Below are 23,715 nucleotides of genomic sequence, written 5' to 3' on the forward strand. Positions count from 1 at the left end.
GCTTGGCGGACGTGACGGAGTCCCTCCCGGCCGTGAGCCGCACCGCCATCGGCGTCGCCGGTTTGCGCGCCTACGAAAGCAGCCGCCCGGACAGGCTGTTCGACGACCCGTACGCGGCCGCGTTCTTCGAGGCCGGCCGCGCGGCCCTGCCCGGCTCGAACGCCGGCAACCTGGGCACGCTGTTCTACCCGCAGGTGGTGATCCGCACCCGGTTCTACGACGACCAGCTGCTCGGCAGCGACTGCACCCAGGTGGTGCTGCTCGCCGCCGGGCTGGACACGCGGGCGTTCCGCCTCGCCTGGCCGGTCGGCACGCGGCTGTTCGAGCTGGACCTGCCCGAGGTGCTGGCCTTCAAGGACGACGTGCTGGCCGCGCAGCACGCGTCGCCCGCCTGCGAGCGGGTCGTCGTGCCGGTGGACCTGCGCGAAGACTGGGCCACGGCGCTGCGTGGACGCGGGTTCGACCCGGCCGCGCCGACCGCGTGGCTGGCCGAGGGCCTGCTCATGTACCTGACGCCCGAAGAGGCGGAGCGGCTGCTGACGACCGTCGGCGAGCTGTCGGCACCGGACAGCCGGATCGCGTTCGAGCACCGGCCGGGCACCCCGCCGGACAGCCTGATCGCCCGCGCGAAGGCCGCCGCGGGCGGCGAGCACGTGACCTCGCTGTGGCGCGGCGGGCTGGGCGGCCGCGCGCCGGAGTGGCTGGCCGCCCACGGCTGGGAGCCGTCGACGGTCACCCGCGCCGAGCTGGCCGCCGCCTACGGCCGCCCGTCGGACGACGACGCGACCGCCGGCGGCTTCGTCACCGCCGTGCGGTGACAACCGGGGCTTCGCCGCCCGGATCCCCGAAAACCGGCTCAGAGCTCCACGTTGCGGTAGAGCGCGCCCACTTCGCCCTTGGTCAGCCGCCGGATCGAGCCGACGCGCTGGTTGCCGAGCTGGACGTCGCCGACTGCGGTGCGGACCAGCTTGAGCACCGGGTGGCCGGTGTCCTTCAGCAGCCGGCGCACGATGTGCTTGCGGCCCTCGTGGATGACGAGCTCGACCAGCGACTTGCCGGAGTGCATGTCCTTCACGCGGAACTGGTCGACCTTCACCAGGCCGTCCGGCAGCTCCCAGCCCTTGCGCAGCTCCTTGCCGAGCCCGCGCGGCACGAGGCCGTCGACCTCGGCGAGGTAGGTCTTGAGCACCCGGTAGGACGGGTGCATCAGCCGGTGCCCGAGGTCGCCGTCGTTGGTCAGGAGCAGCAGGCCCTCGGTGTTCTCGTCGAGCCGGCCGACGTGGACGACGCCCGGCGTCTCCTCGTAGCGGCCCATCAGGTACTCGCCGACGCAGGGGCGGCCGCGGTCGTCCGACATCGTCGAGTGGACGCCCTTGGGCTTGTTGAAGGCGAGGTAGATCAGGTCGTCGCGCAGGTTCACGCGGGTGCCGTCGACGTGGATGATCGCCTCGTCGGGGTGCACGCGGCGGCCGAGCTCGGTGACGATCTCGCCGTCCACCTCGACCCGGCCGGCGGCGATCAGGTCCTCCGCCGCGCGCCGCGAGGCGACGCCGGCCTGCGAAAGCACCTTCTGCAGCCGGACGCCGTCGGGGTGTTCACTGGATGTCATCGATGGTGTCCACTTCGGGTAGCAACGGAGCGATCGCGGGCAGGTCGTTCAGTGACGACAGCCCCAGTCGCTCCAGGAACAGCTCGGTCGTCACGTACAGCGTGCCGGTCGTCTCGGGGTCGGTCCCCATCTCTTCGATGAGGCCACGCGCGAGCAGCGTCCGGATCACGCCGTCCACGTTCACGCCACGCACCGCGGCGACCCGCGCACGGGTCACCGGCTGCCGGTACGCGATCACGGCGAGGCTCTCCAGCGCGGCCCGGGTCAGCTTCGACCGCTGGCCGTCCAGCAGGAGCTTCTCCACGAACGGGGCATAGACGTCTCTAGTGTAGAACCGCCACCCTTCGCCGACGCGCCGCAGGTCGATCCCGGAGGCCCGGTCGGTGAACTTCTGCGCCATGGTCCGCAGCGCGACGACCACCCGCGCCTTGGGCTGGTCGACGGTCTCGGCGAGCGATTCCTCACTGGCCGGGGAGTCGACGACGAGGAGAAGGGCTTCGAGCGCGGCTTCGAGAGCCTCGTCGGTGGTGACGTCGGGAAGCGAGCCGGAGTCCCCGGCGGCGACGAGGTCCGACTCGGGATCAGCAGGGTCGAGCGCGTCTCCGGAGTCCGCGGACGCAGCGCTTTCCCGTGAAAGCGACGGCTCGGGCTCGTCGGCTGGGGTCTCCTCGGCGGGAGCAGGCTCGTCGGCCGGAGCCTCCTCGGCGGCGGTCTCCTCGGCGGGAGCCTCGTTTGCGGGCTCTTCCACCGCAGGTGCCTCCGCGACCAGCGGCTCGAGCGGCTCGCCGTCCTCGGTGACCGGCTCGCCGGACAAAGCCTCGTCCAACGCCAGCTCGGCCGCGGCCTCGCCCGGCGCGTCGGCCGCGGGCGTCTTGTCTTCGGGGCTCACCCGTACTCCTCTTCGTCTCCGGCGGACCGGTCCAGCTCGGCCGCCGCGGAGGCTTCCGCCACCGAACCGCCCGTCCAGCGGACGTGCAGCTCCGCCAGGGCCTCCGTCTGCTCGAACTGGACCGTCGCCTCGCGGTAGAGCTCCAGCAGGGCCAGGAAGCGGGCCACGATCTCCACCGTGTGCTCGCAGTCGTCGACCAGCTCACCGAACGTCGCTTGGCCGCGTGAGGCCAGCTTCACCCGCAGCAGCGCCGCGTGCTCGCGCACCGAGATGCGGCCCATGTGGATGTGCGCGATCGACACCGTCGGCGGCGGCTTCGGGCGGAACACCGCCACCGCGATCTCGGCGAACTTCTGCGGCGTGACGCCCAGCATCACCTCGGGCAGCAGCCCGATGAACCGCTCCTCCAGCGCCACCGACCTCGGGTACCGCCGCAGCGCGCCCTGCTCCAGCTCGCCGAACAGCGCCGCCACCTGCTTGTACGCGCGGTACTGCAGCACGCGCGCGAAAAGCAGGTCACGCGCTTCCAGCAGCGCCAGGTCGTCTTCGCTCTCGACCTCGGCCGACGGCAGCAGGCGCGCCGCCTTCAGGTCCAGGAGCGTCGCCGCGATGACCAGGAACTCCGTCGTCTCGTCGAGGTTCCAGTCGGTCCCCAACGCCCGCGTGTAGGCGATGAAGTCGTCGGTGACCTGGTGCAGCGCGACCTCGGTGACGTCGAGCTGGTGCTGCGAGATCAGCTGCAGCAGCAGGTCGAACGGGCCCTCGAAGTTGGCCAGCCGCACCTTGAACTTCGACGTGCTCAGTTCCTCGGTGTTCAGGCCCTCGGGGATCATCCCGCCGTGCACCGTCTGGTGTTCTTCGGGAACCTCGTCCGCCGGAGCCGGTGCCGGGGCAGGCTCGTCCATCAGCCCTCGGTTTCGCCGCCGTCTGAGCCGACCACCCGCAGCCGCTGGACCAGCACCGACTCGTCGCCGTGCTGGTCGAAGTCGGCGAGGAGCACCGCGACCGCCTCGCGGACCAGCCGGCCACGGTCGACGACCAGGTCGTGCTTCGCGCGCAACGTCAGCCGGGCCTGCTCCATCGCCAGGAGCTCGTCGCCGGAGACGTAGACGGTGATCTTCGCGTCGTGCTTGGTCCGGCCGGACCCGTGCGGCGCCGCGCTGCGGGCGAGCTGCTCGGCGCGGCCGTTACCCGCCGGCTTCGGCTTTTCGACGGGCTCGGCGGGCGCGGGCGGCGCCTGCGGGGGAAGGTCGAGGGCGGGGCTGGCGGTGCTGGTCGTAATCCTGAAGAGTTCCGACGCTCCGGGCAGGGAAGCGCGCCTGCTCACCGAGCGATCACCTCACGGGCCAGCTGGCGGTACGCCGCCGCGCCGGCCGACTTGGGCGCCCAGCTCGTGATCGGCTCACCCGCGACCGTCGTCTCGGGGAACCGCACGGTGCGGTTGATGACCGTGTCGAACACGGTCTCGCCGAATGCCTCCACCACGCGAGCCATGACCTCCTTCGAATGCAGGGTTCTCGGGTCGTACATGGTGGCGAGAATCCCGACTATGTCCAGTTTGGGGTTGAGGCGTTCCTGCACCTTCTCGATGGTGTCGATCAGGAGGGCGACGCCTCGCAGACTGAAGAACTCGCACTCCAGCGGGATGATCACGCCGTCCGCGGCGGTCAGCGCGTTCACCGTGAGCAGGCCGAGCGAGGGCTGGCAGTCGACAAGAACATAGTCGTAGTCGTTCATGACCGGACGAAGGACCCGTAACAACGTGTGCTCGCGCCCTACCTCAGCGACGAGCTGGACCTCCGCCGCGGACAGGTCGATGTTGCTCGGCAGCAGGTCAACGCCGTCGACGCGGGTTTTCATCAGCACGTCGGTGGCGCTGACCGACCGCTCCATGATGGCGTTGTAGACCGTGTGGTCCAGTTCGTGCGGCTGGATGCCGAGACCGACGGCGAGCGCGCCCTGCGGGTCGAAGTCGACGAGCAGCACCTTGCGCCCGCACTCGGCCAGCGCCGCGCCCAGGTTGATGGTCGACGTCGTCTTGCCGACGCCGCCCTTCTGGTTGCACATCGCCATGATCTTGGCGGGCCCGTGCTTCTCCAGCGGCGGCGGTTCGGGGATCTCGCGGATCGGCCGGCCGGTGGGCCCGATCCCCTCGAGCTTCACCTTCTTGCCGTTGCGCTCCTGCGGGTCGTCCCCGTCGTGGACGGCCGGTGTCGCGATCTTGACGTCGGTCAGGTTCGCCGCCGCCGACCCGGCGGACTCGGCCGGGTGGGCCGGCTGGTTCGGTGTCGACATGGCGAGAAGGCTCCTTGTTCGTCGCGTCCGACGCAGCCTATGCGCGGAGCCGGAGCCCCGGCAAAGCAACGCGCCGGACTCGACGGGGCAATGTCACTCGACCGTCGGTGCAGCTTATGAAGGCCCTTCGGCGTTTCCAGGGCCGTCTAGCCCAGTGCCCGCGGGTGGGCAGTCGCGTACACCTCGCGCAGTGTGTTGACCGTGACCAGCGTGTACACCTGTGTCGTCGTCACCGAAGCGTGGCCGAGGAGTTCTTGGACGACGCGGACGTCCGCGCCGCCTTCGAGCAGGTGCGTGGCGAAGGAGTGGCGGAGCGTGTGCGGCGAGACCGCGGCGGCGATCCCCGCTCGTTCGGCGGTGTCCTTGAGGACCTGCCACGCGCTCTGGCGCGAAAGCCTGCTGCCGCGGGCGTTGAGGAACAGCGCCGCCGTGCCGCGCCCGTGCGCGGCGAGCGCGGGCCGCGCGCGGACGGTGTAGGCGTGCAGCGCGGCGAGCGCGGGACGGCCGATCGGGACGAGCCGCTGCTTGCCGCCCTTGCCGTCCAGGAGCACCGTGCGTTCGCCGTCGTCGACGTCGTCGACGTCGAGCCCGACGGCTTCGGAGATCCGGGCGCCGGTGGAGTACAGCAGCTCGAGCAGCGCCCGGTCGCGCAGCGGGCGTTCGCCGTCGGGCGGCGGGGTCTCCAGCAGCCGCAGGACGTCGCCGACCGGCAACGCCTTGGGCAGCCGCTTCGCCGGCGTCGGCGGGCGGACCTCGCGGGCCGGGTTGTGCTCGGTGAGTCCTTCGGCGTGGGCGAACTTGTGCAGCCCCCGGACGGCGACCAGCGCCCGGGCGGCCGAAGACGCGGCCAACGGCCTGTGGTCGTCGTCGCCTTCCCGGAGGGCGGCGCCGAAGGAGGTCACGTGCGCGGGCGTGACGTCGACGATCTTCGCGACGCCCACGCCGTCGAGGTGCGCGGCGTACCGGCGCAGGTCACGGGCATAGCTGTCCAGGGTGTTGCGCGCGGTCCCGCGTTCGACGACCAGGTGGTCGAGGTACGCGGCGATCACGTCGGCCGTGCTGCCCGCGCCTGCCACGCGGAACACCTTAGGCCGCCCGGGGTCCGTGACCCGGCAGAAACCCCGTTCCCGGGTTCACGCGGTTACCTTGGATTCATGGAGCCGGACGAACTCCGCATCGGGACGGCCGAGCGGGAGGAGGCGGCGAGGCTGCTCGCCGACCACTTCGGCATGGGCCGCATCACGCCGGACGAGTACGAGACGCGCGTGACGGACGCGTACGCGGCGGTGACGGTGGCCGACCTGCGCCCGCTGTTCGCCGACCTGCCGCACCCGCACCCGGGCTTCTTCGGCCCGCCGGCGCCGATGTACGCCCAGCCGACCCTGCAGCTACCCACCTACGGCCCGAACCCGTACGCGCCACCACCGGCCCCGATGCCGTACCGCCCGGTCCCGTACTCCTACCGGTCCAAGACGGTGGCCGGTGTGCTGCAGATCGTGCTGCCGTTCGGCGCCGGCCGGTTCTACACCGGCCAGGTCGGGCTGGGCCTGCTGCAGCTGTTCGTCGTCCTGGTGACCGGGATCGGCATCCTCTGGCCGATCATCGACGGCATCGTGCTGCTGGCCAACGGCGGCCTCGACGCCCAGGGCCGTCCGCTGCGCCCCTGACGCGGGACGCAGCGGACCGGCTCAGGCTTCCTTGCGCTTGGCGAACGCCGTCGGGCGGTCCTCCCACGGGGCGTCGGCCGGACGGGCCGAAGCCGCGCCCGAGAGCACCACGTGCGCGGCGAGCACGCCGGACACCGTGGCGCCGTTCACCAGCTCGCCCGCCAGGGCCATCCGCACCGCCTCGGCGAGCGGGAACTTGCGGATGACCAGGTCCGCCTCCTCCTCGCCGAGCACGTCACGCTCCACATCGGACAGTCCGCGGGCGAGGAACACCCGCACGACCTCGTCGGTGAAGCCGGGCGACGCCGCGACGTCGACCAGGGTCACCCAGTCCGACGCGGCCAGCCCGACCTCCTCGACCAGCTCGCGCTTGGCCGTGCCCACCGGGTCTTCGCCGAGGTGGTCGATCAGGCCGGCGGGCAGCTCCCACAGCCGGTGCCCGATCGGGTGCCGGTACTGGTGGATGAGCGTGACCTGCTGGTCTTCGTCCAGCGCGACGATCGCGACCGCGCCGAGGTGCTCGATGACCTCGCGGACCGCGGTGTCCCCGCCCGGCATCACGACGTCGTCGATGCGCAGGCCGACGACGCGTCCGATGTGGACGTCCCGGCTCGAGGCGACGTTGAACTCGTGCTCGCCCGGTGCCGTCATCGGGCCGCGACCGGGGCTTCGGGCAGCTCGACCGGCAGCCGCTCGGCGACCTTGCGGTCCACCACGGCCTTGACGAACGCGCTGAACAGCGGGTGCGGCCGGGTCGGGCGGCTCTTGAGCTCGGGGTGCGCCTGCGTGCCGACGAAGAACGGGTGCTTGTCGGCGGGCAGCTCGACGAACTCGACCAGGCGGTCGTCCGGCGACGTGCCGGAGAACACCAGGCCCGCGTCCGAGAGCTGCTTGCGGTAGGAGTTGTTCACCTCGTAGCGGTGCCGGTGACGCTCGGACACCTCGGTGGTGCCGTACGCCTTGGCGACCTGCGACCCCGGCTTGAGCTTCGCCGGGTAGGCACCGAGCCGCATGGTGCCGCCCATGTCCCGCTCCCCCGCGACGACGTCGCGCTGGTCGGCCATCGTCGAGATCACCGGGTGCGTGGTGTTCTCGTCGAACTCCGACGACCCGGCGTCCTTGATCCCCGCCAGGTGCCGCGCGGCCTCGATCACCATGCACTGCAGGCCCAGGCACAGGCCGAGCAGCGGGACGCCGCGGGTGCGGGCGTACTCGATCGCGCCGACCTTGCCCTCGATGCCGCGGATGCCGAACCCGCCCGGGATCAGCACACCGTCCACATCGGACAGCACCGACGCCGCGCCGGACGCGGTCTGCGCGTCGTCGGAGGCGACCCAGACGATCTCGACCTTGGCGCGGTGGGCGAACCCGCCCGCACGCAGGGCCTCGGTGACCGACAGGTAGGCGTCCGGCAGGTCGATGTACTTGCCGACGACCGCGATCCGCACGACCTCGCTCGGGTTGTGCACCCGGTCCAGCAGGTCGCCCCACACCGTCCAGTCGACGTCGCGGAACGGCAGCCCGAGACGGCGGACGACGTAGGCGTCGAGCGCCTCGCCGTGCAGCACCTTCGGGATGTCGTAGATGGACCGCGCGTCGGGGCAGGCGATGACGGCCTCGGTGTCGACGTCGCACATCAGGCCGATCTTGCGCTTGAGGTCCTCGGGGATCTCGCGGTCGGCCCGGCAGACCAGCGCGTCGGGCTGGATGCCGATGTTGCGCAGCGCGGCGACCGAGTGCTGGGTCGGCTTCGTCTTCAGCTCACCCGAGGGCGCCAGGTACGGCACCAGCGAGACGTGCAGGAAGAAGCACTGGTCGCGACCCACGTCGTGGCGGACCTGGCGGCAGGCCTCCAGGAACGGCAGGGACTCGATGTCGCCGACCGTGCCGCCGACCTCGGTGATCACGACGTCCGGCGAGACGTCGTTCTCGTCGGGCTCGGCCGCGGCGGTGATCCGGGACTTGATCTCGTCGGTGATGTGCGGGATGACCTGCACGGTGTCGCCGAGGTACTCGCCTCGGCGCTCCTTGGCGATCACCTCGGAGTAGACCTGACCGGTTGTGACGTTGGCCTTGCCGTCGAGGTCGCGGTCGAGGAAGCGCTCGTAGTGCCCGATGTCGAGGTCGGTCTCGGCGCCGTCGTCGGTGACGAACACCTCACCGTGCTGGAACGGGTTCATCGTCCCGGGGTCGACGTTGAGGTACGGATCGAGCTTCTGCATCGTGACGCGAAGCCCGCGCGCGGTAAGGAGCTGACCGAGGCTGGAAGCCGTGAGTCCCTTACCCAGAGAGGAGGCGACGCCCCCGGTGACAAAAACGTACTTGGTAGCCCGTGACTGAAGTCCCACGGGCCGCCAGCATATCCCACGTTCGCGGATCCGCGCGCCGTGACTCACCCGACGCGCCCGTTATGACCGACGCCACCCGCGCGGGTGAACCTCAGGCGGCGGCCTTCACGAGCCGCAGCCGGGGCCGGCCGGTGAGCGCGCGGCTGCCCGGCAGGCGCCGCAGCGCCTCCACGATGAGTACCGTCAGGACGATCGTCGCCAGGTAGATCACCAGGCTCAGCCACGGCGCACCGAAGCGCTCCGCGACGTGCGGGATCACCGGGCCGAGGAAGGCCAGGGCGAGCGGGTGGACGAGGAACACGCTGAACGAGCGGTTCGCCGCCCACGAGACCACGCGGGCCCCGCGGCCGCCTTCGCGGCGGCGCGCCGCCCACCACGTCGTGAACGCGTAGATCGCCGCGATCACCGTGACGCACCACGGGATCAGGTACGGCTGGAACGGGTCGCTGGCCACCTGCGGGAACGTTCCACTGTGGACGGTGCGCAGGTAGCACCACTCGGTGCCGGCCAGCACCGCCACGAGCGCGCCGCCGAGCAGCACGCGGTGGCGGCCGACCCAGGCGTGCACGGCCTCGAAGTGCATGGCCACGACGGCGCCGAACAGCGTGTAGAACTGGTACGGCAGCACAGTGGCGTACAGGTGGGTGATCGTCTCGTAGCTCACGCCGAACGGCTGGTAGGTCATGAACAGCGTGACGCCCACCTGCAGGACGCCGCTGCCGAGCAGCAGCCACTTGTGCTTGCCCTCGGTCGCCCGCAGCAGCTTCATGATCAGCGGGAACAGCAGGTACACCTGCATCGTCACCAGCGGGAAGTACAGGTGGTACCAGGCGCCGCCGGTGACGAGGTCCTTGAGCAGCAGGGTCATCGACGCCTCGAGCGAGCCGGGCTGCTGCGTGCCGGTCACCAGCGAGAACGCCCAGAAGAACATCGACCAGGCCAGGTACGGCGTCGCGACCAGCGGCAGCCGGCGGCGCCAGAAGTCGCCGGGGGTGATCTCGCGTCCGCGGTTCTGGAACACGAGCACGAACCCGGTCAGCGCGAAGAACGCCTCCCGCGTGAAGTGCAGCGGGGTCTCGACGGCGTTGGCGCCGACGTCCTGCGGGAAGTTCGTCGCGCCCACCACGTGGATGAGGATCACGCAGGCGAACGTGATCAACCGGAAGAGGTCGATCTGGTGCAGGTACGGCGCTTTGCCACCCGGTCTCGCGGTCCGGGCGGGAGCTTCGAGAGTGGCCTGGGCAGTCGTCATCGTGCCGCCGTTCCGGCACCTTCGTCGGCGTGCTTCACGTTGTCAGACTTGCCACCCATTCTGTGAATTTCCCATGAAGGCACTGGGAAGCGCCTGTTGGGCGTGCTCGTGCGGGCTGTCGGATATGCCACGTCCGCTCGCGGTGCGCGGAACTTGTAACCATGTTAGTGCTCAGCGTGAAGGGCCACCACGCGGGCGTGACGACACCCACGTGACGGCCCTTCGGGGAGGAACTCAGAAGGCGCCGACCCCGTTCGGGGTGCCGAGCCCGGTCGGGCCGTCGTACCCGGTGACGGCCGTGCACAGGTAGGTGCCGCCGCACGAGCCGTTGCTGCCGCCGCTCACGTCGTAGAGCGAAGAGGTGTGCGAGTAGGCGGTGTTCGCGCCGCTGACCCCGCTCACGCCGCCGAGAGCGTACACGCTGCCGACGACCGGGGCCGCGACGCTCGTGCCGCCGAACACCATCCAGCCGCTGCGGCCCTGGTAGGCCGTGCTGTCGTAGACCGCCACGCCGGTCGCCGGGTCGGCGACGGCGCTGACGTCGGCGACGGTGCGCCGGGCGCAGCCGCCGTCGGTCTGCCACGAGGGCTTGGCGACGTAGGCCGAGCAGCCGCTGCCCGCGCCGCTCCACGCCGTCTCGGTCCAGCCGCGGGTGGTCGACGCCTTCTTCAGGCTGGTGCCGCCGACCGCGGTGACGTAGCGCGACGCCGCCGGGAACTCGACACCGTAACCGGAGTCACCGGAGCTGACCGTGATCGCGACGCCGGGGTGGTTGAAGTACTGGCCCTCGTCGGTGGTCTCGCCGGAGTACTCACCGCCGCCGTAGGAGTTGCTGACCACCTCGGCGCCGAGCCGGACCGCGGTGTTCACCGCCGTGCCGAGGTTGGCCATGCTGGCCGTGCTCGCCTCGACGAGCAGGATGTTGCACTTCGGGCAGATCGCCGAGGCCATGTCGACGTCGAGGGAGATCTCCTGCGCCCAGCCGCCGTCCTTGCGCGGGTAGGACGTCCCGCCGTTCTGGTCGGACTTGGCGAAGCAGGGGGTGGTGCTGGCGTCGACCGACGACGGCGTGCACGACGCCAGCGCGGGGATGCCGTACTGGGCGCGGTAGACGTTGACGTCGGCGAAGGCGGTCGGGTCGTCGTTGGCGTCGACGATCGCGATCGTCCGGCCCGCGCCGGCGCTGCCCGCGAGGGAGCCGAGGTTGTACGCGGAGAGCAGGTCGGCCGGGCCGAGCCCGGACGGCGTCGCGGCCGCGGCGGCGGTGACGTGGTCGGTGTCGATCCAGGCGTTGCAGGCCGCGTACCCGGCCGGCGCGGCCGAACAGACGCGCTGGACGTGCCCGTGCTGCGCGGGCGCCGCTTCGGCGACGCCGGCGGTGGTCAGGGCCAGGGTGAAGGCGGCTGCGAATACTGTCGCTCTACGCACAGTGAACCTCCGGGAGGTGGGGACCCGGTCGGCGGGACCGGTGAGCGAAGACAGTAAGCAGCCGTTCAGCCGTGTGACACAGACCAAAGTCGTGTCATCTTTGCTCTCAATGGTGGAAAATCCGGGCGCACGGCGGCAATCCACATCAAACCGGACTCGCAGCAGGCCCCACTCTGAGTAGCAGTCAGCCCGCCGGACGCTCCCCCGGCTCGTCTTCGCCGAAGAGGGACTTCAGCGTCACCTCGCGGTTGACCCGCACGTGCTCGACGGCTTCGGCGTGCGCGCGCTCCGCGTCCCCCGACGCGATCGCGTCGGAGAGCCGCCGGTGCTCGTCGAGCAGTTCGGTCCAGTGCTCGTTCTGGCTGGTCAGCCAGCGGAGCCTGCCCTGCAGGGGCTGCAGCATCGTGGTGAGCAGGGCGTTGCCCGCGATGGCCACGATCTCGTCGTGGAAGCGCGAGTTGAGCACGGTGATCCGGGCCGCGTCGCCGCGGGCCGTCGCGCGGGCCGAGTCGGCGAGCATCCGCTCGAGCCGCTTCAGCTCCGGCGCCCCCGCCCGTTCGGCGGCGCGCCCCGCGGCGAGCCCTTCGAGCGCCTCCCGGACGTCGAAGAGCTCCTCGACGTCGACCCGCGCCAGCTGCCGGACGACGATCCGGCGCGCCGACTGCTCGACGAGGAAGCCCTCGGCCTCCAGGCTGCGGATGGCTTCGCGGACGGGCACCCTGGACACGCCGAGGTCCTCGGCCAGCTCGCGCTCGACCAGCCGGTCACCGGGGCGGAGCCGGCCGGTCAAGATCCGTTCGCGCAGCTCGTCGCGCACCCGCTGGCGGGTGGCCGCGAGAGGTTGCCGCTCGCTCGCCGTCGTCACCGGTCCCCTCTCTTCAACACGCTCGTAACACGAGTTTACGGACCGGAGGGTTGACGGCGGCGGACCTGGGGGTGATATTTGGGATGCCAAATTTTGGTATCCCAAATCGCCGTCACAGTACGTCGATCGGAGGCCCGCATGACCGCCGCCCCGCTCACCGATGCCCAGCAAGAGACGACCGCGCCACCGGATCCCCGGCTCTGGAACGAAGACCTGGCCCCGGCGAAGGACCGCCGGTGGAAGGTCTACGACATCTTCGCGCTGTGGATGTCCGACGTGCACAACCTCGGCAACTACACCTTCGCCGCCGGGCTGTTCGTGCTCGGCCTGTCCGCCTGGCAGGTGTTCACCGCCCTGCTGTTCGGCTTCGTGATCATCTACTTCGGCATGAACCTGATGGGCCGGATCGGCCAGCGCACCGGCGTGCCGTTCCCGGTCGTGGCGCGGATCAGCTTCGGCACGTTCGGCGCCAACCTGCCCGCGCTGATCCGCGCGATCATCGCGATCTTCTGGTACGGCATCCAGACCTACCTCGCGAGCGTGGCCATCACCCTGCTCGTGCTCGCCATCGACCCGGGCCTGAAACCGTTGACCGAACACGGTTTCCTCGGTCTGCACGCGCTCGGCTGGATCTGCTTCGTCGCGCTCTGGGCCGTCCAGGCGCTGATCCTCACCCGCGGCATGGAAGCCGTGCGCAAGTTCCAGGACTGGTGCGGCCCGGCGATCTGGGTCGTGATGATCGCGCTCGCCGTCTGGATCCTCGCCGCCGGCCACTGGAACATTTCCCTGACCAGCAGCCCGAAACACCTCTCGACGGGCGAGCAGATCCGCCAGTGGTTCGGCGCGGCCGGGCTGATCCTCGCCACCTACGGCACGCTGATGCTCAACTTCTGCGACTTCTCCCGCAACGCCCCGGACCAGAAGACGGTGCGGCGCGGCAACTTCTGGGGCCTGCCGATCAACTCGACGGCGTTCGCGCTGCTGTCGGTGATCGTCACCGCGGGCAGCATGCAGGTGTTCGGCGAGGCCATCACCGACCCGGCCGAGCTGCTGGCCAAGGTGCACAGCACGCCGGTGCTGGTCGTCGGCGCGCTGACGTTCGCCATCGCCACGATGGGCGTCAACATCGTCGCCAACTTCGTCTCGCCCGCCTACGACCTGGCCAACATCTGGCCGAAGCGGATCACGTTCACCGTCGGCGGGCTGATCAGCGCCGTCGCCGCGCTGTGCGTGCTGCCGTGGAAGCTCTACTCCTCGCCCACGGTCGTCAACTACTTCCTCGGCGGGCTCGGCGCGTTCCTCGGGCCGCTGTTCGGGATCATGATCGTCGACTACTACCTGATCCGGCGCGGCAAGGTCGACGTCGCGCAGTTGTTCGTCGACGGCGGGATCTACCCCCGGGTGAACCCCCGTGCGCTGGTGACGTTCTTCCCGACCGCCGCGCTGTCCGCGGTGATCGCGCTGGTGCCGTTCTTCGCACCGGCCTCGCCGTACTCGTGGTTCATCGGCACGGCGTCGTCGGCGGCCCTGTACTTCGCGGTTTCGAGGAAGCACCGATGAGGATCGTCGTAACCAACTGCAACACCACTGAGGCGATGACGAAGGAGATCGAAGCCGGAGCACGCGCCGCCGCGAGCCCGGGCACCGAAATCCTGGCGCGGACACCGAAGTGGGGACCGGAGTCCGCGGAGGGCTGGCTGGACAGCTTCCTGTCCGCCGCCGCGGTGCTGGACCTGCTGCGGGGCCTGGAAGAACCGTTCGACGCGGTCGTGCTCGCCGGCTTCGGCGAGCACGGCCGCGAGGGAGCCCGCGAGCTGCTGGACGTCCCGGTCGTCGACATCACCGAAGCCGCCGCGCACCTGGCCTGCCTGCTCGGCCGCCGCTACGGCGTGGTGACCACTTTGGACCGGACGTGCGGGCTCATCGAGGACAGCCTGCACTCCGCCGGCGTCGCGCGGAACTGCGTGACGGTCACCGGCGCCGGGCTCGGCGTCCTGGAACTGACCGACGAGCGCCGGACGGAGTCGGCGTTGCTCACGGCGGGCCGCCGCGCGCGGGACGCCGGGGCCGAGGTGCTGGTGCTCGGCTGCGCCGGGATGACCGGGCTGGACCGCAAGATCGCCACGATGCTGGGCATCCCGGTGATCGACGGCGTCGCGGCGGCCGTCCGGCTGGCCGAGTCGCTCGTCGCGCTGGGCCTGACCACGAGCCGCGCCGGGTCGTACGCCAAGCCGCTGGACAAGCACCGCACCTGGCCCGATTGACATCGCCCACGCCGCCGGACAGAATCCCCCTGCCGTACCGCCGCCCGGTGACGAGTGGGGACTTCGACGTCCCCGGAAGGCGGTCGAAGTGCGAAGGCTACGCGTTCTGGGCGCGCTGGCGCTGTCGGCGAGCATGCTCCTGGTCCCGGTCAGCGGGACAGCCACGGCCGCTGCTCCCCCGCGCACCGTCGTCACCGACGGGGCGAAGCTGGCGGGGATCAAGCAGGCGCTGCGCGGCGGCCACGCGTCCACGGCCCAGCGGGACGCGCTGAAGGTCGTGCTGGACAAGGCGAACACCGCGCTCACCGCGGGCCCGTGGTCGGTCATGGACAAGCCGTCCGCGCCGCCGAGCGGCGACAAGCACGACTACACGAGCCAGGCACCCTATTGGTGGGCGAGCCAGCCGAAGACGCCGGAGAACCCGCAGGGCTGCCCGTACGTCAACAAGGACGGCCAGCGCAACCCCGAGGCCGACGCGATCACCGACCACACCTACCGGATGGTGGCCTGGGACGCGATGTACTACCTCTCGCTCGCGTGGTACTACACCGGCGACGCGAAGTACGCGAAGCGCGCGGCGCTGGACGTCCGGACGTGGTTCCTCGACCCGGCCACCAAGATGAACCCGAACATGACGTACTCGCAGATCGTCCCGTGCCGCACCACCGTCAGCGGCACCGGGATCATCGACTCGACGCAGTCGTTCAGCCAGGTGCTCGACGTCTTCGCGCTCCTCGACACCGGCGCGCCGGACTGGACCGGCCAGGACCGCTCCGGCGTCAGGGCGTGGCTCGCGCAGTACCTCGACTGGATGCAGACGAGCCCGCAGGCGAAGCTGGAACTGGCCGCCACCAACAACCACGGCACGTTCCTCGACATGCAGAACGCGACGATCGCCGCGTACCTGGGCCGGCGGGACGCGGCGCGCAAGATCGTCCTCGACGCGGAGAAGAACCGGTTCCCGGTGCAGTTCGCCGCCGACGGCAGCCAGCCGCTCGAGCTGTCGCGGACGATGTCGTGGCACTACGCCAACTTCAACCTCACCGCGTGGGGCCGGATGGCCGAGCTGGGCAAGAACCTCGGTGTCGACGTCTGGAAGTACCGGGCGCCGAACGGCGTGACGCTGCGCAAGGTCGTCGACCAGCTGATCCCGGGCGCGCTGCAGGGCGCCGCGGGCTGGCCGCACCAGCAGATCGGCGTGTTCGACCAGTCGATCGCGGCGGACATCTTCCACGCCGCGGCCGAAGAGGCCCACGACACCGGCGCGGCCGCCGCGCTGAAGCAGATGCCACTGCCGGCCGGCGGCGACACGTGGCCCGTGCGCGTGTCGTGCTTCCCGCTGGACCCGCCGCTCAAATAAATCCGGACACAACACCGCATAGCGCACCGTTTCCCAGATTGGTCTAGTCCAAAGCATTGACACTCGGTGTCCACGCGCGCACATTCATCACCGGGGCCGGACCCGCTTCGTGAAGAACCGTCGCGTACGCCCTCTCCCGCGCCGTCGCGGCCCGGGAGAGGGCCGTCCGCCTGCGCGAGGAGACGCCATGCAGCGAAGATTCGCCGTGCTCGCCGCCGCCGCGGCCGCGGTCGTCGTCGGCGCCCTGACCGTCGCCGGCCCGGCGACGCCGGGTGCGGCCGCCGCCACCTCCGGCGGGGTCCGGATCGCCTACTACGACCAGTGGAGCATCTACCAGAACGCCTACTACCTGAAGAACGTCGACGCCATCGCCGGCAACCTCGACTACCTGCTCTACGACTTCGAGAACATCGACCCGGGCAACCTGACGTGCTTCGAAGCCACGAAGGCGACGACACCGGACCCGGGCGGCGAAAGCGATCCGAACGCCGGTGACGGCGCCGAGGACCAGTTCGCCGACTACCAGAAGACGTTCGGCTCCGACATCAGCGTCGACGGCACCGCCGACACCTGGAACCAGCCGATCGCCGGCAACTTCCACCAGCTGCAGGAGCTCAAGGCCAAGCACCCGAACCTCAAGGTGCTGCTCTCCATCGGCGGCTGGACGTACTCGAAGTACTTCTCCGACGCGGCCGCGACCGACGCGTCGCGCAAGAAGTTCGTCAGCTCGTGTCTCGACATGTTCATCAAGGGCAACATCCCCGCGTCCGGCGGCTACGGCGGCGCGGGCACCGCGGCGGGCATCTTCGACGGCATCGACATCGACTGGGAGTACCCGGGTTCCCCCACCGGGCACGTCGGGAACCACTACAGCGCCGCCGACACGGCGAACTACACCGCGCTGATGGCGGAGTTCCGCAGCGAGCTGGACGCGTTGGGCGGCAAGCACTACGCGCTCTCGGCCGCGTTGCCGGGCGGGCAGGACAAGATCGCGAAGATCCAGACCGACAAGATCGGGCAGTACCTGGACTTCGGCAACGCGATGACCTACGACATGCACGGCGCGTGGGACGCGACCGGGCCGACGAACTTCCAGGATCCCCTGTACTCCTCGCCGAACGACCCGTCCGGCACGATCCCGCCGGGCACCGAGAAGTACACGATCGATTCGGTGGTCAAGGACTACCTGCACGGCAACAGCGCGTACGGCATCGCGGGCGGTTTCCCGGCGGGCAAGCTGACGCTCGGCATCCCGTTCTACTACCGGGGCTGGACCGGCGTGCCGGCCGGGTCGAACCACGGCCTGTACCAGTCCGCTTCGGGTCCGTCGGCCGGACATCCCTTGAGCGGCAACGTCCCCGGCGTCGCGATGTACAAGGAGCTGTCCGGGATCGTCGACAACCCGTCCGACACGTACTGGGACCCGGTCACGCAGTCGGCCTGGTTCTACGACGGGACGAACTTCTTCGGCGGCTCGTCGGCGCAGTCGATCAAGGCCCGCACGGACTACATCCACTGCACGGGCCTCGGCGGCGCGATGATGTTCTCGCTCTACGACCTGGACCCGGGCTCGACGCTGCTCCACGCGGTGGTCAACGGCCTGGCCGCGTCGACGCCGAACTGCTCGGCCCCGCCGACCACGACCCCGCCGACCACCACCACTCCCACGACCCCCACCACACCGACGACCCCGACCACCCCGCCGACCACCACCACGCCGCCGACCACACCCACGACGCCGCCGACGATCCCCGCGTGGGCACCGAACACGGCGTACGCGGTGGGGGCGAAAGTGACCTACAACGGCATCACGTACACGTGCCGCCAAGCCCACACCTCACTGGTGGGCTGGGAACCGCCGAACGTCCCGGCACTCTGGCTCGCGAGCTGAGCTGACCGTCAGTTCCCGTCGGGGTGACCGACCCCGGGCGCGGGGGCCTGGGCGTTGCCGGCGATGCCGTACCGTCCAGCGCCCCCGTCGAGCTGTTCCTTCAGCGCCAGGATCGTGCTGACCCGCCCGGCCGACGTGTCCACGTTGTCCACAGTGGACAGGATCGACGTCGCCGAGGTGTCCGCGCGGACGACGCCCAGTGCGCCGGTGCCGTCGGCGGAACCCGCGTCACCGGCCAGCACCGTGCCCGCACCGCTGCGGTCGAGCTGCGTGGCGAACCGGGCGACCGTCGCCGCACGGTCGCCCGCGCCGTCGCCGGTCGCCGCCGACCCGGTGAGCACGATCGCCAGCTGGGCCGGCTTGACGTCCGGGCCCGCCTTGACGAACCCGCCGTCGGTGAGCCCGCCGATCGCGGCCGCGAGCTCCTCTCCCGAGGACTGCGGCTTCGCGGTCGTCTTGTCCAGCAGCAGCACCGAACCGAGCAGCGCGCCGGCGAGCGTGCCGGAGTCGCCCGCGGTCGGGAACTTCGACCCGGCCGGCTGCAGCCGCGTGGCGACGTCGCGGAGCTGGTCGGCCTTCTCCGGGTCGGAGAACGCGGCCGTCAGCTGGACCTCGCCGGTCACCGAAGCGCCGGACTGGCCGACGAGCTGCTTGAGCGCGTCCCGGTCGGACGGGCGCGCGTCTTCGGTGGTCACCAGCACCACCGACCGCTTGTCCAGCGCGCCGGCGACGACCTTCGGCCCCATCGACCCGGCGAACGCGTCCGCGTCGGCCAGCCGGGCGTTGAGCGCGTTGCGCTGCGCCTCGAGGTCGGAGACCTGGCTGCCGAGGTCCTTCTTCTCCCCCGCGAGGCCGGACAGCAGGCTGCCGTTGAGCGCGGTCGAGCCGAGCACGACCCCGACGGCCAGCGCGAGGAAGCAGGAAGCGATCGAAACGACGTGGTACCGCAGCGAAATCACGTGAAGAGCCCCTTGACCCAGCCGGCGAACGAGTTCCAGGTGTGCCGCAGCCAGTCCAGGTAGACCGAGCCGACGTCGGACACCAGCAGGGCCGCGGCGACGACCACGACCGCGGCGAGCACGAGCAGCACGACGGCGCCGATCGACACCCGGCTGCGGTGCAGCGTCGCCACCGCCTTGCCGTCGACGAGCTTCGTGCCGAGCTTGAGCCGGGTCAGGAACGTCGACGGGTTCGAACCGGACCGGCCGTGGTCGAGGAACTCGCGCAGCGTGGCCTGGAAGCCGACCGTCACGACCAGGCTCGCGCCGTGCGCGTCGGCCAGCAGCAGCGCGAGGTCTTCGGCGTTGCCCGACGCGGGGAACGTCACCGCGCCGATCCCGAGGTCCTGGATCCGCTCGACGCCGGGGGCGTGCCCGTCCGGCTGGGCGGGCACCACGACCTCGCCGCCGCCGCGCAGGGTGGCGGTGCCGATGCCGGTGGGGTCGCCGACGACGACGTCCGGCTTGTAGCCCTGCACGCGCAGGGTGTCGGCACCGGCGTCGACCCCGATCAGCACCGGCCGGTGCTCGGCGACGTACTTCCGGAGCTTCTTGAGGTCCTCGGCGTGGCCGTTGCCGCCCGCGACGACCAGCACGTGCCGGTCGCGGATCGCCACCTTCAGGTCGGGCACGCCGACGCCGTCGAGGATCAGGGTGCGCTCGCGGCGGAGGAACTCGATGGTGTTCGCCGAGAACGCCTCCAGCTGCGTCGACATCCCGGCCTTGGCCTCGATCATCTGGTCCGCGACGCTGTCGGCGGTCTGCTCGATGCCCGAGGCGACCTGCCGCTCGCCGACGTAGACCAGGCCCTCGTGCAGCCGCAGCTTCGTGCCGTCCTTGATCGTGCGCAGCAGCTCGCCGCCGACCGAGTCGACGAGCGGGATGCCGGCCCCGATGAGGATTTCCGGCCCCAGGTTCGGGAACCGGCCGGAGATCGACGGCGACGCGTTGACCACGCCGGCGACCTCGGCCTCGACCAGGGCGTCGGCCGTCTGGCGGTCGAGGTCCAGCTGGTCGAGCACGACGATGTCGCCGGGACTGATCCGGCGCAGCAGCTCCCGGGTGCGGCGATCCACGCGGGCGACGCCGCTGATCCCCGGGAGGGGTTCTTGGTTCCGCGTGAGCAAGCCGGTGAGCTTCATGTGGCCGATGGTGACAAATTTGCTCGTGGGACGAGGTACGCCACGCCGTAGCGGGTGTGACTCGTTGTGGTGAGCCCCGCCTCTCCTCAGGCCTCCGACTCCTCCGAAAGGGACCCGAAATCGAGGTTCACCCAGGGGCTCGCCGGGTCCTGAAGGAGCTGGTGGTGGACCCGCACGGCCGCCGGGTACCACTCGCCGAACTCTTCGTCCTCGGCGTGGAGGACCCGCCCCATGACGTAGCCGGCCGACAGGTCGGCCCATGACTGGTGGTAGCGACGCGCCAGCGAGCCCGCTTCGAGCACCATCAGTTCGGCCGTGAGCGCGTCGCAGTAACCGGCCGCCAAGCCCCAGCGGGCGATGTTCACCGCGCGGCCGACGTCCCACGAAAGCGCGGTCGTGACGAACCCTTCCGCGTCGACCAGGCCGTCGGCGCGGAACCGCTGTTCGTACCGGGACACCCGGCGGACGGTGTGCCGCAGCTCGTCGGCCTGCTCCTCGGCGTCGTTCTCCGCGCACCACCGGTCGACCAGCTCCGCCCAGGTCAGCGGGTCGAACTCGCCGTTGCGCACCCCGTACTCCGCGGCGAACCGCAGGCGCAACATCAGCACGAGGTTGCCCGGCGTCAGCGCGTAGCCCTCGCCGATCAGGTCGGCCATGGTGGCGCGCCAGGCCGGCGGGTCGGGCACACCCCACCAGTCCCGCAGGCCCCGCACCTCGGCGACGTAGTCGTGGCGGCGCGCGTCGAGGACGTTCCACGGCGCCGCGTTGAGCACCGCCAGGTGCGCGCCGCACGCGAGCGCGTGCGCGATCGGCCCCTCGAGGTGCCCGTACGGCGCGGTGATCAGCCGTTCGACCTGCTCTTCCAGCGGTGTCACGTCATCGTGGTGCGCGTCGAGCCACGGCTGCAGCGTCGCGCCGGGCAGCCGCCACTCGCCGCGGGTGCCGCGGTTGAACACGACCCGCTCGTGGCGCCCGACGCCGTCGACCGCCCAGTCCAGCGCGCCGCTCATCGCCACGACGTCCGGGCCGAGGTCCGGCAGCGCCCCGCGGGTGAAAACCTGGAGGAACTCGTCCCCGCCCGTCTCGAAGTAGACGTTCGGGAAAGTCTCCGCGCGCTCGTCGAGGATGCTGTGGGCGTCCACCCGCCGGATCGGGACGAAGAGCTCTTCCCCGGCGAGCAGGCCGAGGTAGCGGTCGAGGTCGCCGTCGCGGCGGGCCGCGGCCAGCTGGGCCTCGACGTCGGCGGGGGGTGGCAGCATCACGGGGCGGCTCCCTCCACTCGGCCGGTCAGCACGACGAGCTTGCCCGCCGTCCGGTTGTGCTCCAGGTCGTCGTGCGCCTGCCGGATCTCCGTCATCGCGTACACCTTGGCCGGGCCGAGGCTCGCTTCGCCGGTGGCGATGCGATCGAGGTACCGCTGGAGGACGGAGGCGGGCAGGTCGTCCGCCTCACCACCATAAGCGGTCAGGCGCACCCCGGCGGGAAGGTATCCGATCGGATAGAAGTTCGAGATCGTCCACTGGTTGGACAACATGCCGGTGAAGCAGACGGTTCCGTGCACGCGAGTGGCTTTCAGGGTGTCCGGCAGGGTCGGCGTCCCGACCAGTTCGAGGGCGGCGTCGACCCCTTCGGGCACGATCTTCCGGACCTGGCCCGCGAGGTCGCCGTCGTCCAGCAGCGGGTGGTCGACGCCGTGTTCGCGCAGGGTCTCGAGGCGTTCCGGCTGCCGGGTGGTCGCGAAGACCGTGGCGTCGAGGTCTTTCGCCAGTGCCGCGGTGGCGAAACCGAGCGCGGACGTGCCGCCGCGGATCAGCAGCGTCTGGCCGGCCCGCAGGTCCAGCCCGGTGGTGAGGGAGCCGTACGCGGTCTGCAGGGTTTCCGGGACCTGGCCGAGCACTTCCCACGGCAGGCCGGAGCGGAACGGGATGACCTGGCTCTCCGGCACGACGGTGTATTCGGCGTAGCCGCCGTCGAAGGTGCGGCCCATCCCGCCCATCATGGTCGCGACCTGCTGCCCGCGGGCGAACCCGGTACCGGCGTCGACGACCCCGACGGCCTCGATCCCGGGCACCCGCGGGAACGTGACGCCGTCGGCGAGGCCCAGCCGCGTGTGCAACTCGGACCGGTTGAGCCCGAACGCCTTCACGGCGATCCGCACCCAGCCGGGTTTCACCTCGGGCAGCGGGAGTTCCGCGAGTTCGAGGTTTTCGACGGGACCGGGTTCCCGGAGTACCACCGCGCGCATCCTGGGTCCTTTCTTCGCAAGCGAACAGTCCGCACAACAACTGTCCGCGCGAGTACTATTCCCGGCGTGAGCCTGTCCCGAGACCACGACGCCGCCTGGCGCGGCTTCCTGCGGTCGTCCGCGCTGCTCCTGCGGGCGCTGGACGCGGACCTGCGCGCCGAGCACGGGATGACGCACCGGACCTACGACGCGCTCGTCCAGCTTTCGGAGGCGCCGCGACGGCGGCTGCACATGAAGGACCTGGCCGACGCCCTGGTGCACAGCGCGAGCGGGCTGACGCGCCTGGTCGACGGCCTCGAGCGCGCCGGGTTCGCGCGGCGCGAGGTCGACCCGGGCAACCGCCGCGCCACCCTCGTGGTGCTCACCCCGGCGGGCCTCGCGGCCCTGGAGGCGGCGTGGCCCACCCACGTCCGGGGCGTGGAGCGGTACTTCGCCGACGAGGTGAGCCGGGACGAGGCGCGGACACTGGCCGCGGTCTTCCGCCGGATCGCCGGCGGACTGGAGAACTGAGCGGGTATTCGATCATTTCCCACTGGAATACCGCCGCCGATTTTACCAACCATTTACCAATTTGGCCGCCATTGTTGCCCGGCACCGCGGCGAATTCCTGTTCGAAAGTGACGAACAGCCCTCCCATCAGGCAAAAGCCGAGGTCGCGGCCGCGTGTCGGAGTGGTCACTGTAGGTCCTTGATCCGTTCCGGAACGCTGTCACAATTCTCAGGAAGTTTTCCGGCGCGGGCCACTGATACTTGTCGCACAGCCGACGGCTGTGCAATGCATCCCGTGGGGGCGATCGCATTGCGCCACCGAGCGTTTCCCATGCCACCCGGGAGTTTGCCCATGCAGTCCAGCGATGTCGGCGTCATCGGCGCCGGCGCGGCTCCGGTCGCGCCCACCCTGCCCGAAATCCCGGCGCCGAGGCTCGCCGCCCTCGAGCGGCTGCCGCGGCCCGCGGTCCGGACCGGGTTCAACCACGCCGCGCTGTCGGTGACCGACCTCGAGCGCGCGATCGCGTGGTACGAGCAGATCTTCGGGCTCAAGCTGCTGCTCGGCCCGTTCGCCATCAGCAGCGACGCGCCCGGCGGCGGGCCCGCGTCCGACATCTACGGCGAAGGCTGGCAGAGCGCCCGGCTCGCGCACATGGTGATGCCGGGCGGCGCCGGGCTCGAGCTGTTCCAGTTCACCGGACCGGTGGCCGAGCGCCGCACTGAGAACTTCGACTACTGGCGCACCGGCATCTTCCACATCTGCTTCACGGTGCTCGACGTCGCCGAGACGGCCAAGCGCATCACGCTGTTCGGCGGCCGTCAGCGCAGCCGGATCCACCAGGTCGGCCCGGCGTCGTGGTTCTGCTTCTGCGAGGACCCGTTCGGTAACGTGCTGGAGCTCGTCGACCAGACCTTCGAGGAGCTGTTCACGCCGCCGCCGGGCGTCGAGGACCCGGACGCCTGCTGAGCCGGC

23 protein-coding genes are annotated in these 23,715 nt (G+C 70.7%); 8 read left to right on the top strand and 15 right to left on the bottom strand.

What is annotated here, in order from left to right; genetic code table 11:
- The first annotated feature begins 11 nt into the window (after positions 1-11).
- Positions 12-818 (top strand): SAM-dependent methyltransferase, encoded by an 807-nt coding sequence (locus ACWEN0_RS43880; RefSeq protein ID WP_451986984.1) that lies wholly within the window; start codon positions 12-14, stop codon positions 816-818.
- Positions 819-856: 38 nt separating this feature from the next.
- On the opposite strand, the gene ACWEN0_RS43885 is transcribed toward ACWEN0_RS43880, so the two are convergent.
- From ACWEN0_RS43885 to xerD, 6 genes are all read right to left on the bottom strand, one after another.
- Entirely contained in the window at positions 857-1,609 is a 753-nt protein-coding gene (locus ACWEN0_RS43885; RefSeq protein WP_451986986.1) for a pseudouridine synthase, read from the bottom strand.
- Positions 1,596-2,498: an SMC-Scp complex subunit ScpB gene (gene scpB / locus ACWEN0_RS43890; protein WP_451986988.1), complete on the bottom strand. Its 903-nt coding sequence runs from the start codon at positions 2,496-2,498 to the stop codon at positions 1,596-1,598. Before scpB ends, ACWEN0_RS43885 begins: the two co-directional genes overlap by 14 nt.
- On the bottom strand, positions 2,495-3,403 hold the full coding sequence (locus ACWEN0_RS43895; RefSeq protein WP_451986990.1) for a segregation and condensation protein A: 909 nt from the start codon (positions 3,401-3,403) through the stop codon (positions 2,495-2,497). The genes scpB and ACWEN0_RS43895 overlap by 4 nt, the downstream gene beginning before the upstream one ends.
- A complete protein-coding gene (locus ACWEN0_RS43900) occupies positions 3,403-3,825 on the bottom strand; it encodes a cobyrinic acid a,c-diamide synthase (protein WP_451986992.1) in 423 nt (140 codons plus the stop codon). Before ACWEN0_RS43900 ends, ACWEN0_RS43895 begins: the two co-directional genes overlap by 1 nt.
- A complete protein-coding gene (locus ACWEN0_RS43905; protein ID WP_451986994.1) occupies positions 3,822-4,793 on the bottom strand; it encodes a ParA family protein in 972 nt (323 codons plus the stop codon). Before ACWEN0_RS43905 ends, ACWEN0_RS43900 begins: the two co-directional genes overlap by 4 nt.
- Before the next feature lie 146 nt (positions 4,794-4,939).
- Positions 4,940-5,842 (bottom strand): site-specific tyrosine recombinase XerD, encoded by a 903-nt coding sequence (gene xerD, locus ACWEN0_RS43910; RefSeq protein WP_451987040.1) that lies wholly within the window; start codon positions 5,840-5,842, stop codon positions 4,940-4,942.
- Positions 5,843-5,947: 105 nt separating this feature from the next.
- Between xerD and ACWEN0_RS43915 the strand changes: the two genes are divergently transcribed.
- Complete coding sequence (locus ACWEN0_RS43915; RefSeq protein ID WP_451986996.1) at positions 5,948-6,460, top strand: DUF1707 domain-containing protein; 513 nt, start codon at positions 5,948-5,950, stop codon at positions 6,458-6,460.
- A 21-nt stretch (positions 6,461-6,481) separates the two neighbouring features.
- Here the strand turns inward: ACWEN0_RS43915 and ACWEN0_RS43920 are convergent, their stop codons facing one another.
- The 5 genes from ACWEN0_RS43920 to ACWEN0_RS43940 form a co-directional block, all read right to left on the bottom strand.
- A complete protein-coding gene (locus tag ACWEN0_RS43920; protein ID WP_451986998.1) occupies positions 6,482-7,111 on the bottom strand; it encodes an NUDIX domain-containing protein in 630 nt (209 codons plus the stop codon).
- Positions 7,108-8,808, bottom strand: a complete 1,701-nt coding sequence (locus tag ACWEN0_RS43925) for a CTP synthase (RefSeq protein ID WP_451987000.1) — start codon at positions 8,806-8,808, stop codon at positions 7,108-7,110. The genes ACWEN0_RS43920 and ACWEN0_RS43925 overlap by 4 nt, the downstream gene beginning before the upstream one ends.
- Positions 8,809-8,899: 91 nt before the next feature.
- Positions 8,900-10,060, bottom strand: a complete 1,161-nt coding sequence (locus ACWEN0_RS43930; protein WP_451987002.1) for an acyltransferase — start codon at positions 10,058-10,060, stop codon at positions 8,900-8,902.
- Between the two features lie 234 nt (positions 10,061-10,294).
- Entirely contained in the window at positions 10,295-11,488 is a 1,194-nt protein-coding gene (locus tag ACWEN0_RS43935; protein ID WP_451987004.1) for a S53 family peptidase, read from the bottom strand.
- 184 nt (positions 11,489-11,672) lie between these two features.
- Positions 11,673-12,353 carry a GntR family transcriptional regulator gene (locus ACWEN0_RS43940; RefSeq protein WP_451987006.1) on the bottom strand — a complete coding sequence of 227 codons (681 nt, stop codon included), beginning with the start codon at positions 12,351-12,353 and terminating at the stop codon, positions 11,673-11,675.
- A gap of 138 nt (positions 12,354-12,491) precedes the next feature.
- Here ACWEN0_RS43940 and ACWEN0_RS43945 point away from each other — a divergent pair, with 138 nt between their 5' ends.
- The 4 genes from ACWEN0_RS43945 to ACWEN0_RS43960 all read left to right on the top strand — a co-directional run bounded on the left by ACWEN0_RS43945 (position 12,492) and on the right by ACWEN0_RS43960 (position 17,868).
- Positions 12,492-13,913, top strand: a complete 1,422-nt coding sequence (locus tag ACWEN0_RS43945; protein WP_451987008.1) for an NCS1 family nucleobase:cation symporter-1 — start codon at positions 12,492-12,494, stop codon at positions 13,911-13,913.
- Positions 13,910-14,617, top strand: a complete 708-nt coding sequence (locus ACWEN0_RS43950; protein ID WP_451987010.1) for an aspartate/glutamate racemase family protein — start codon at positions 13,910-13,912, stop codon at positions 14,615-14,617. Before ACWEN0_RS43945 ends, ACWEN0_RS43950 begins: the two co-directional genes overlap by 4 nt.
- 88 nt (positions 14,618-14,705) lie before the next feature.
- Complete coding sequence (locus ACWEN0_RS43955; protein WP_451987012.1) at positions 14,706-15,977, top strand: alginate lyase family protein; 1,272 nt, start codon at positions 14,706-14,708, stop codon at positions 15,975-15,977.
- Positions 15,978-16,164: 187 nt separating this feature from the next.
- On the top strand, positions 16,165-17,868 hold the full coding sequence (locus ACWEN0_RS43960) for a glycosyl hydrolase family 18 protein (protein WP_451987014.1): 1,704 nt from the start codon (positions 16,165-16,167) through the stop codon (positions 17,866-17,868).
- An 8-nt stretch (positions 17,869-17,876) separates the two neighbouring features.
- On the opposite strand, the gene ACWEN0_RS43965 is transcribed toward ACWEN0_RS43960, so the two are convergent.
- From ACWEN0_RS43965 to ACWEN0_RS43980, 4 genes are all read right to left on the bottom strand, one after another.
- Positions 17,877-18,827 carry a copper transporter gene (locus ACWEN0_RS43965; RefSeq protein ID WP_451987016.1) on the bottom strand — a complete coding sequence of 317 codons (951 nt, stop codon included), beginning with the start codon at positions 18,825-18,827 and terminating at the stop codon, positions 17,877-17,879.
- On the bottom strand, positions 18,824-20,008 hold the full coding sequence (steA, locus tag ACWEN0_RS43970) for a putative cytokinetic ring protein SteA (protein ID WP_451987018.1): 1,185 nt from the start codon (positions 20,006-20,008) through the stop codon (positions 18,824-18,826). The genes ACWEN0_RS43965 and steA overlap by 4 nt, the downstream gene beginning before the upstream one ends.
- 86 nt (positions 20,009-20,094) lie before the next feature.
- Complete coding sequence (locus tag ACWEN0_RS43975; protein WP_451987042.1) at positions 20,095-21,267, bottom strand: DUF1266 domain-containing protein; 1,173 nt, start codon at positions 21,265-21,267, stop codon at positions 20,095-20,097.
- The gene (locus ACWEN0_RS43980) at positions 21,267-22,253 is read right to left on the bottom strand and encodes a zinc-binding alcohol dehydrogenase family protein (protein ID WP_451987020.1); all 987 of its coding nucleotides are present in this window, start codon (positions 22,251-22,253) and stop codon (positions 21,267-21,269) included. The genes ACWEN0_RS43975 and ACWEN0_RS43980 overlap by 1 nt, the downstream gene beginning before the upstream one ends.
- A gap of 66 nt (positions 22,254-22,319) precedes the next feature.
- On the opposite strand from ACWEN0_RS43980, the gene ACWEN0_RS43985 reads away from it, so the two are divergent.
- Together ACWEN0_RS43985 and ACWEN0_RS43990 are read left to right on the top strand one after the other, a co-directional pair.
- Positions 22,320-22,763 carry a MarR family winged helix-turn-helix transcriptional regulator gene (locus tag ACWEN0_RS43985; RefSeq protein ID WP_451987022.1) on the top strand — a complete coding sequence of 148 codons (444 nt, stop codon included), beginning with the start codon at positions 22,320-22,322 and terminating at the stop codon, positions 22,761-22,763.
- 331 nt (positions 22,764-23,094) lie between these two features.
- Entirely contained in the window at positions 23,095-23,709 is a 615-nt protein-coding gene (locus ACWEN0_RS43990; protein WP_451987024.1) for a VOC family protein, read from the top strand.
- Positions 23,710-23,715: the final 6 nt, after the last annotated feature.

The organism is Amycolatopsis sp. NPDC004378 (assembly GCF_053602455.1).

Bases quoted from the DNA above. Each gene is read 5' to 3' on its own strand.
- ACWEN0_RS43885 (WP_451986986.1), bottom strand. From the start codon at position 1,609: ATGACATCCAGTGAACACCCCGACGGCGTCCGGCTGCAGAAGGTGCTT.
- ACWEN0_RS43895 (WP_451986990.1), bottom strand. From the start codon at position 3,403: ATGGACGAGCCTGCCCCGGCACCGGCTCCGGCGGACGAGGTTCCCGAA.
- ACWEN0_RS43905 (WP_451986994.1), bottom strand. From the start codon at position 4,793: ATGTCGACACCGAACCAGCCGGCCCACCCGGCCGAGTCCGCCGGGTCG.
- ACWEN0_RS43915 (WP_451986996.1), top strand. From the start codon at position 5,948: ATGGAGCCGGACGAACTCCGCATCGGGACGGCCGAGCGGGAGGAGGCG.
- ACWEN0_RS43920 (WP_451986998.1), bottom strand. From the start codon at position 7,111: ATGACGGCACCGGGCGAGCACGAGTTCAACGTCGCCTCGAGCCGGGAC.
- ACWEN0_RS43930 (WP_451987002.1), bottom strand. From the start codon at position 10,060: ATGACGACTGCCCAGGCCACTCTCGAAGCTCCCGCCCGGACCGCGAGA.
- ACWEN0_RS43945 (WP_451987008.1), top strand. From the start codon at position 12,492: ATGACCGCCGCCCCGCTCACCGATGCCCAGCAAGAGACGACCGCGCCA.
- ACWEN0_RS43950 (WP_451987010.1), top strand. From the start codon at position 13,910: ATGAGGATCGTCGTAACCAACTGCAACACCACTGAGGCGATGACGAAG.
- ACWEN0_RS43960 (WP_451987014.1), top strand. From the start codon at position 16,165: ATGCAGCGAAGATTCGCCGTGCTCGCCGCCGCCGCGGCCGCGGTCGTC.
- steA (WP_451987018.1), bottom strand. From the start codon at position 20,008: ATGAAGCTCACCGGCTTGCTCACGCGGAACCAAGAACCCCTCCCGGGG.
- ACWEN0_RS43975 (WP_451987042.1), bottom strand. From the start codon at position 21,267: ATGCTGCCACCCCCCGCCGACGTCGAGGCCCAGCTGGCCGCGGCCCGC.
- ACWEN0_RS43980 (WP_451987020.1), bottom strand. From the start codon at position 22,253: ATGCGCGCGGTGGTACTCCGGGAACCCGGTCCCGTCGAAAACCTCGAA.
- ACWEN0_RS43990 (WP_451987024.1), top strand. From the start codon at position 23,095: ATGCAGTCCAGCGATGTCGGCGTCATCGGCGCCGGCGCGGCTCCGGTC.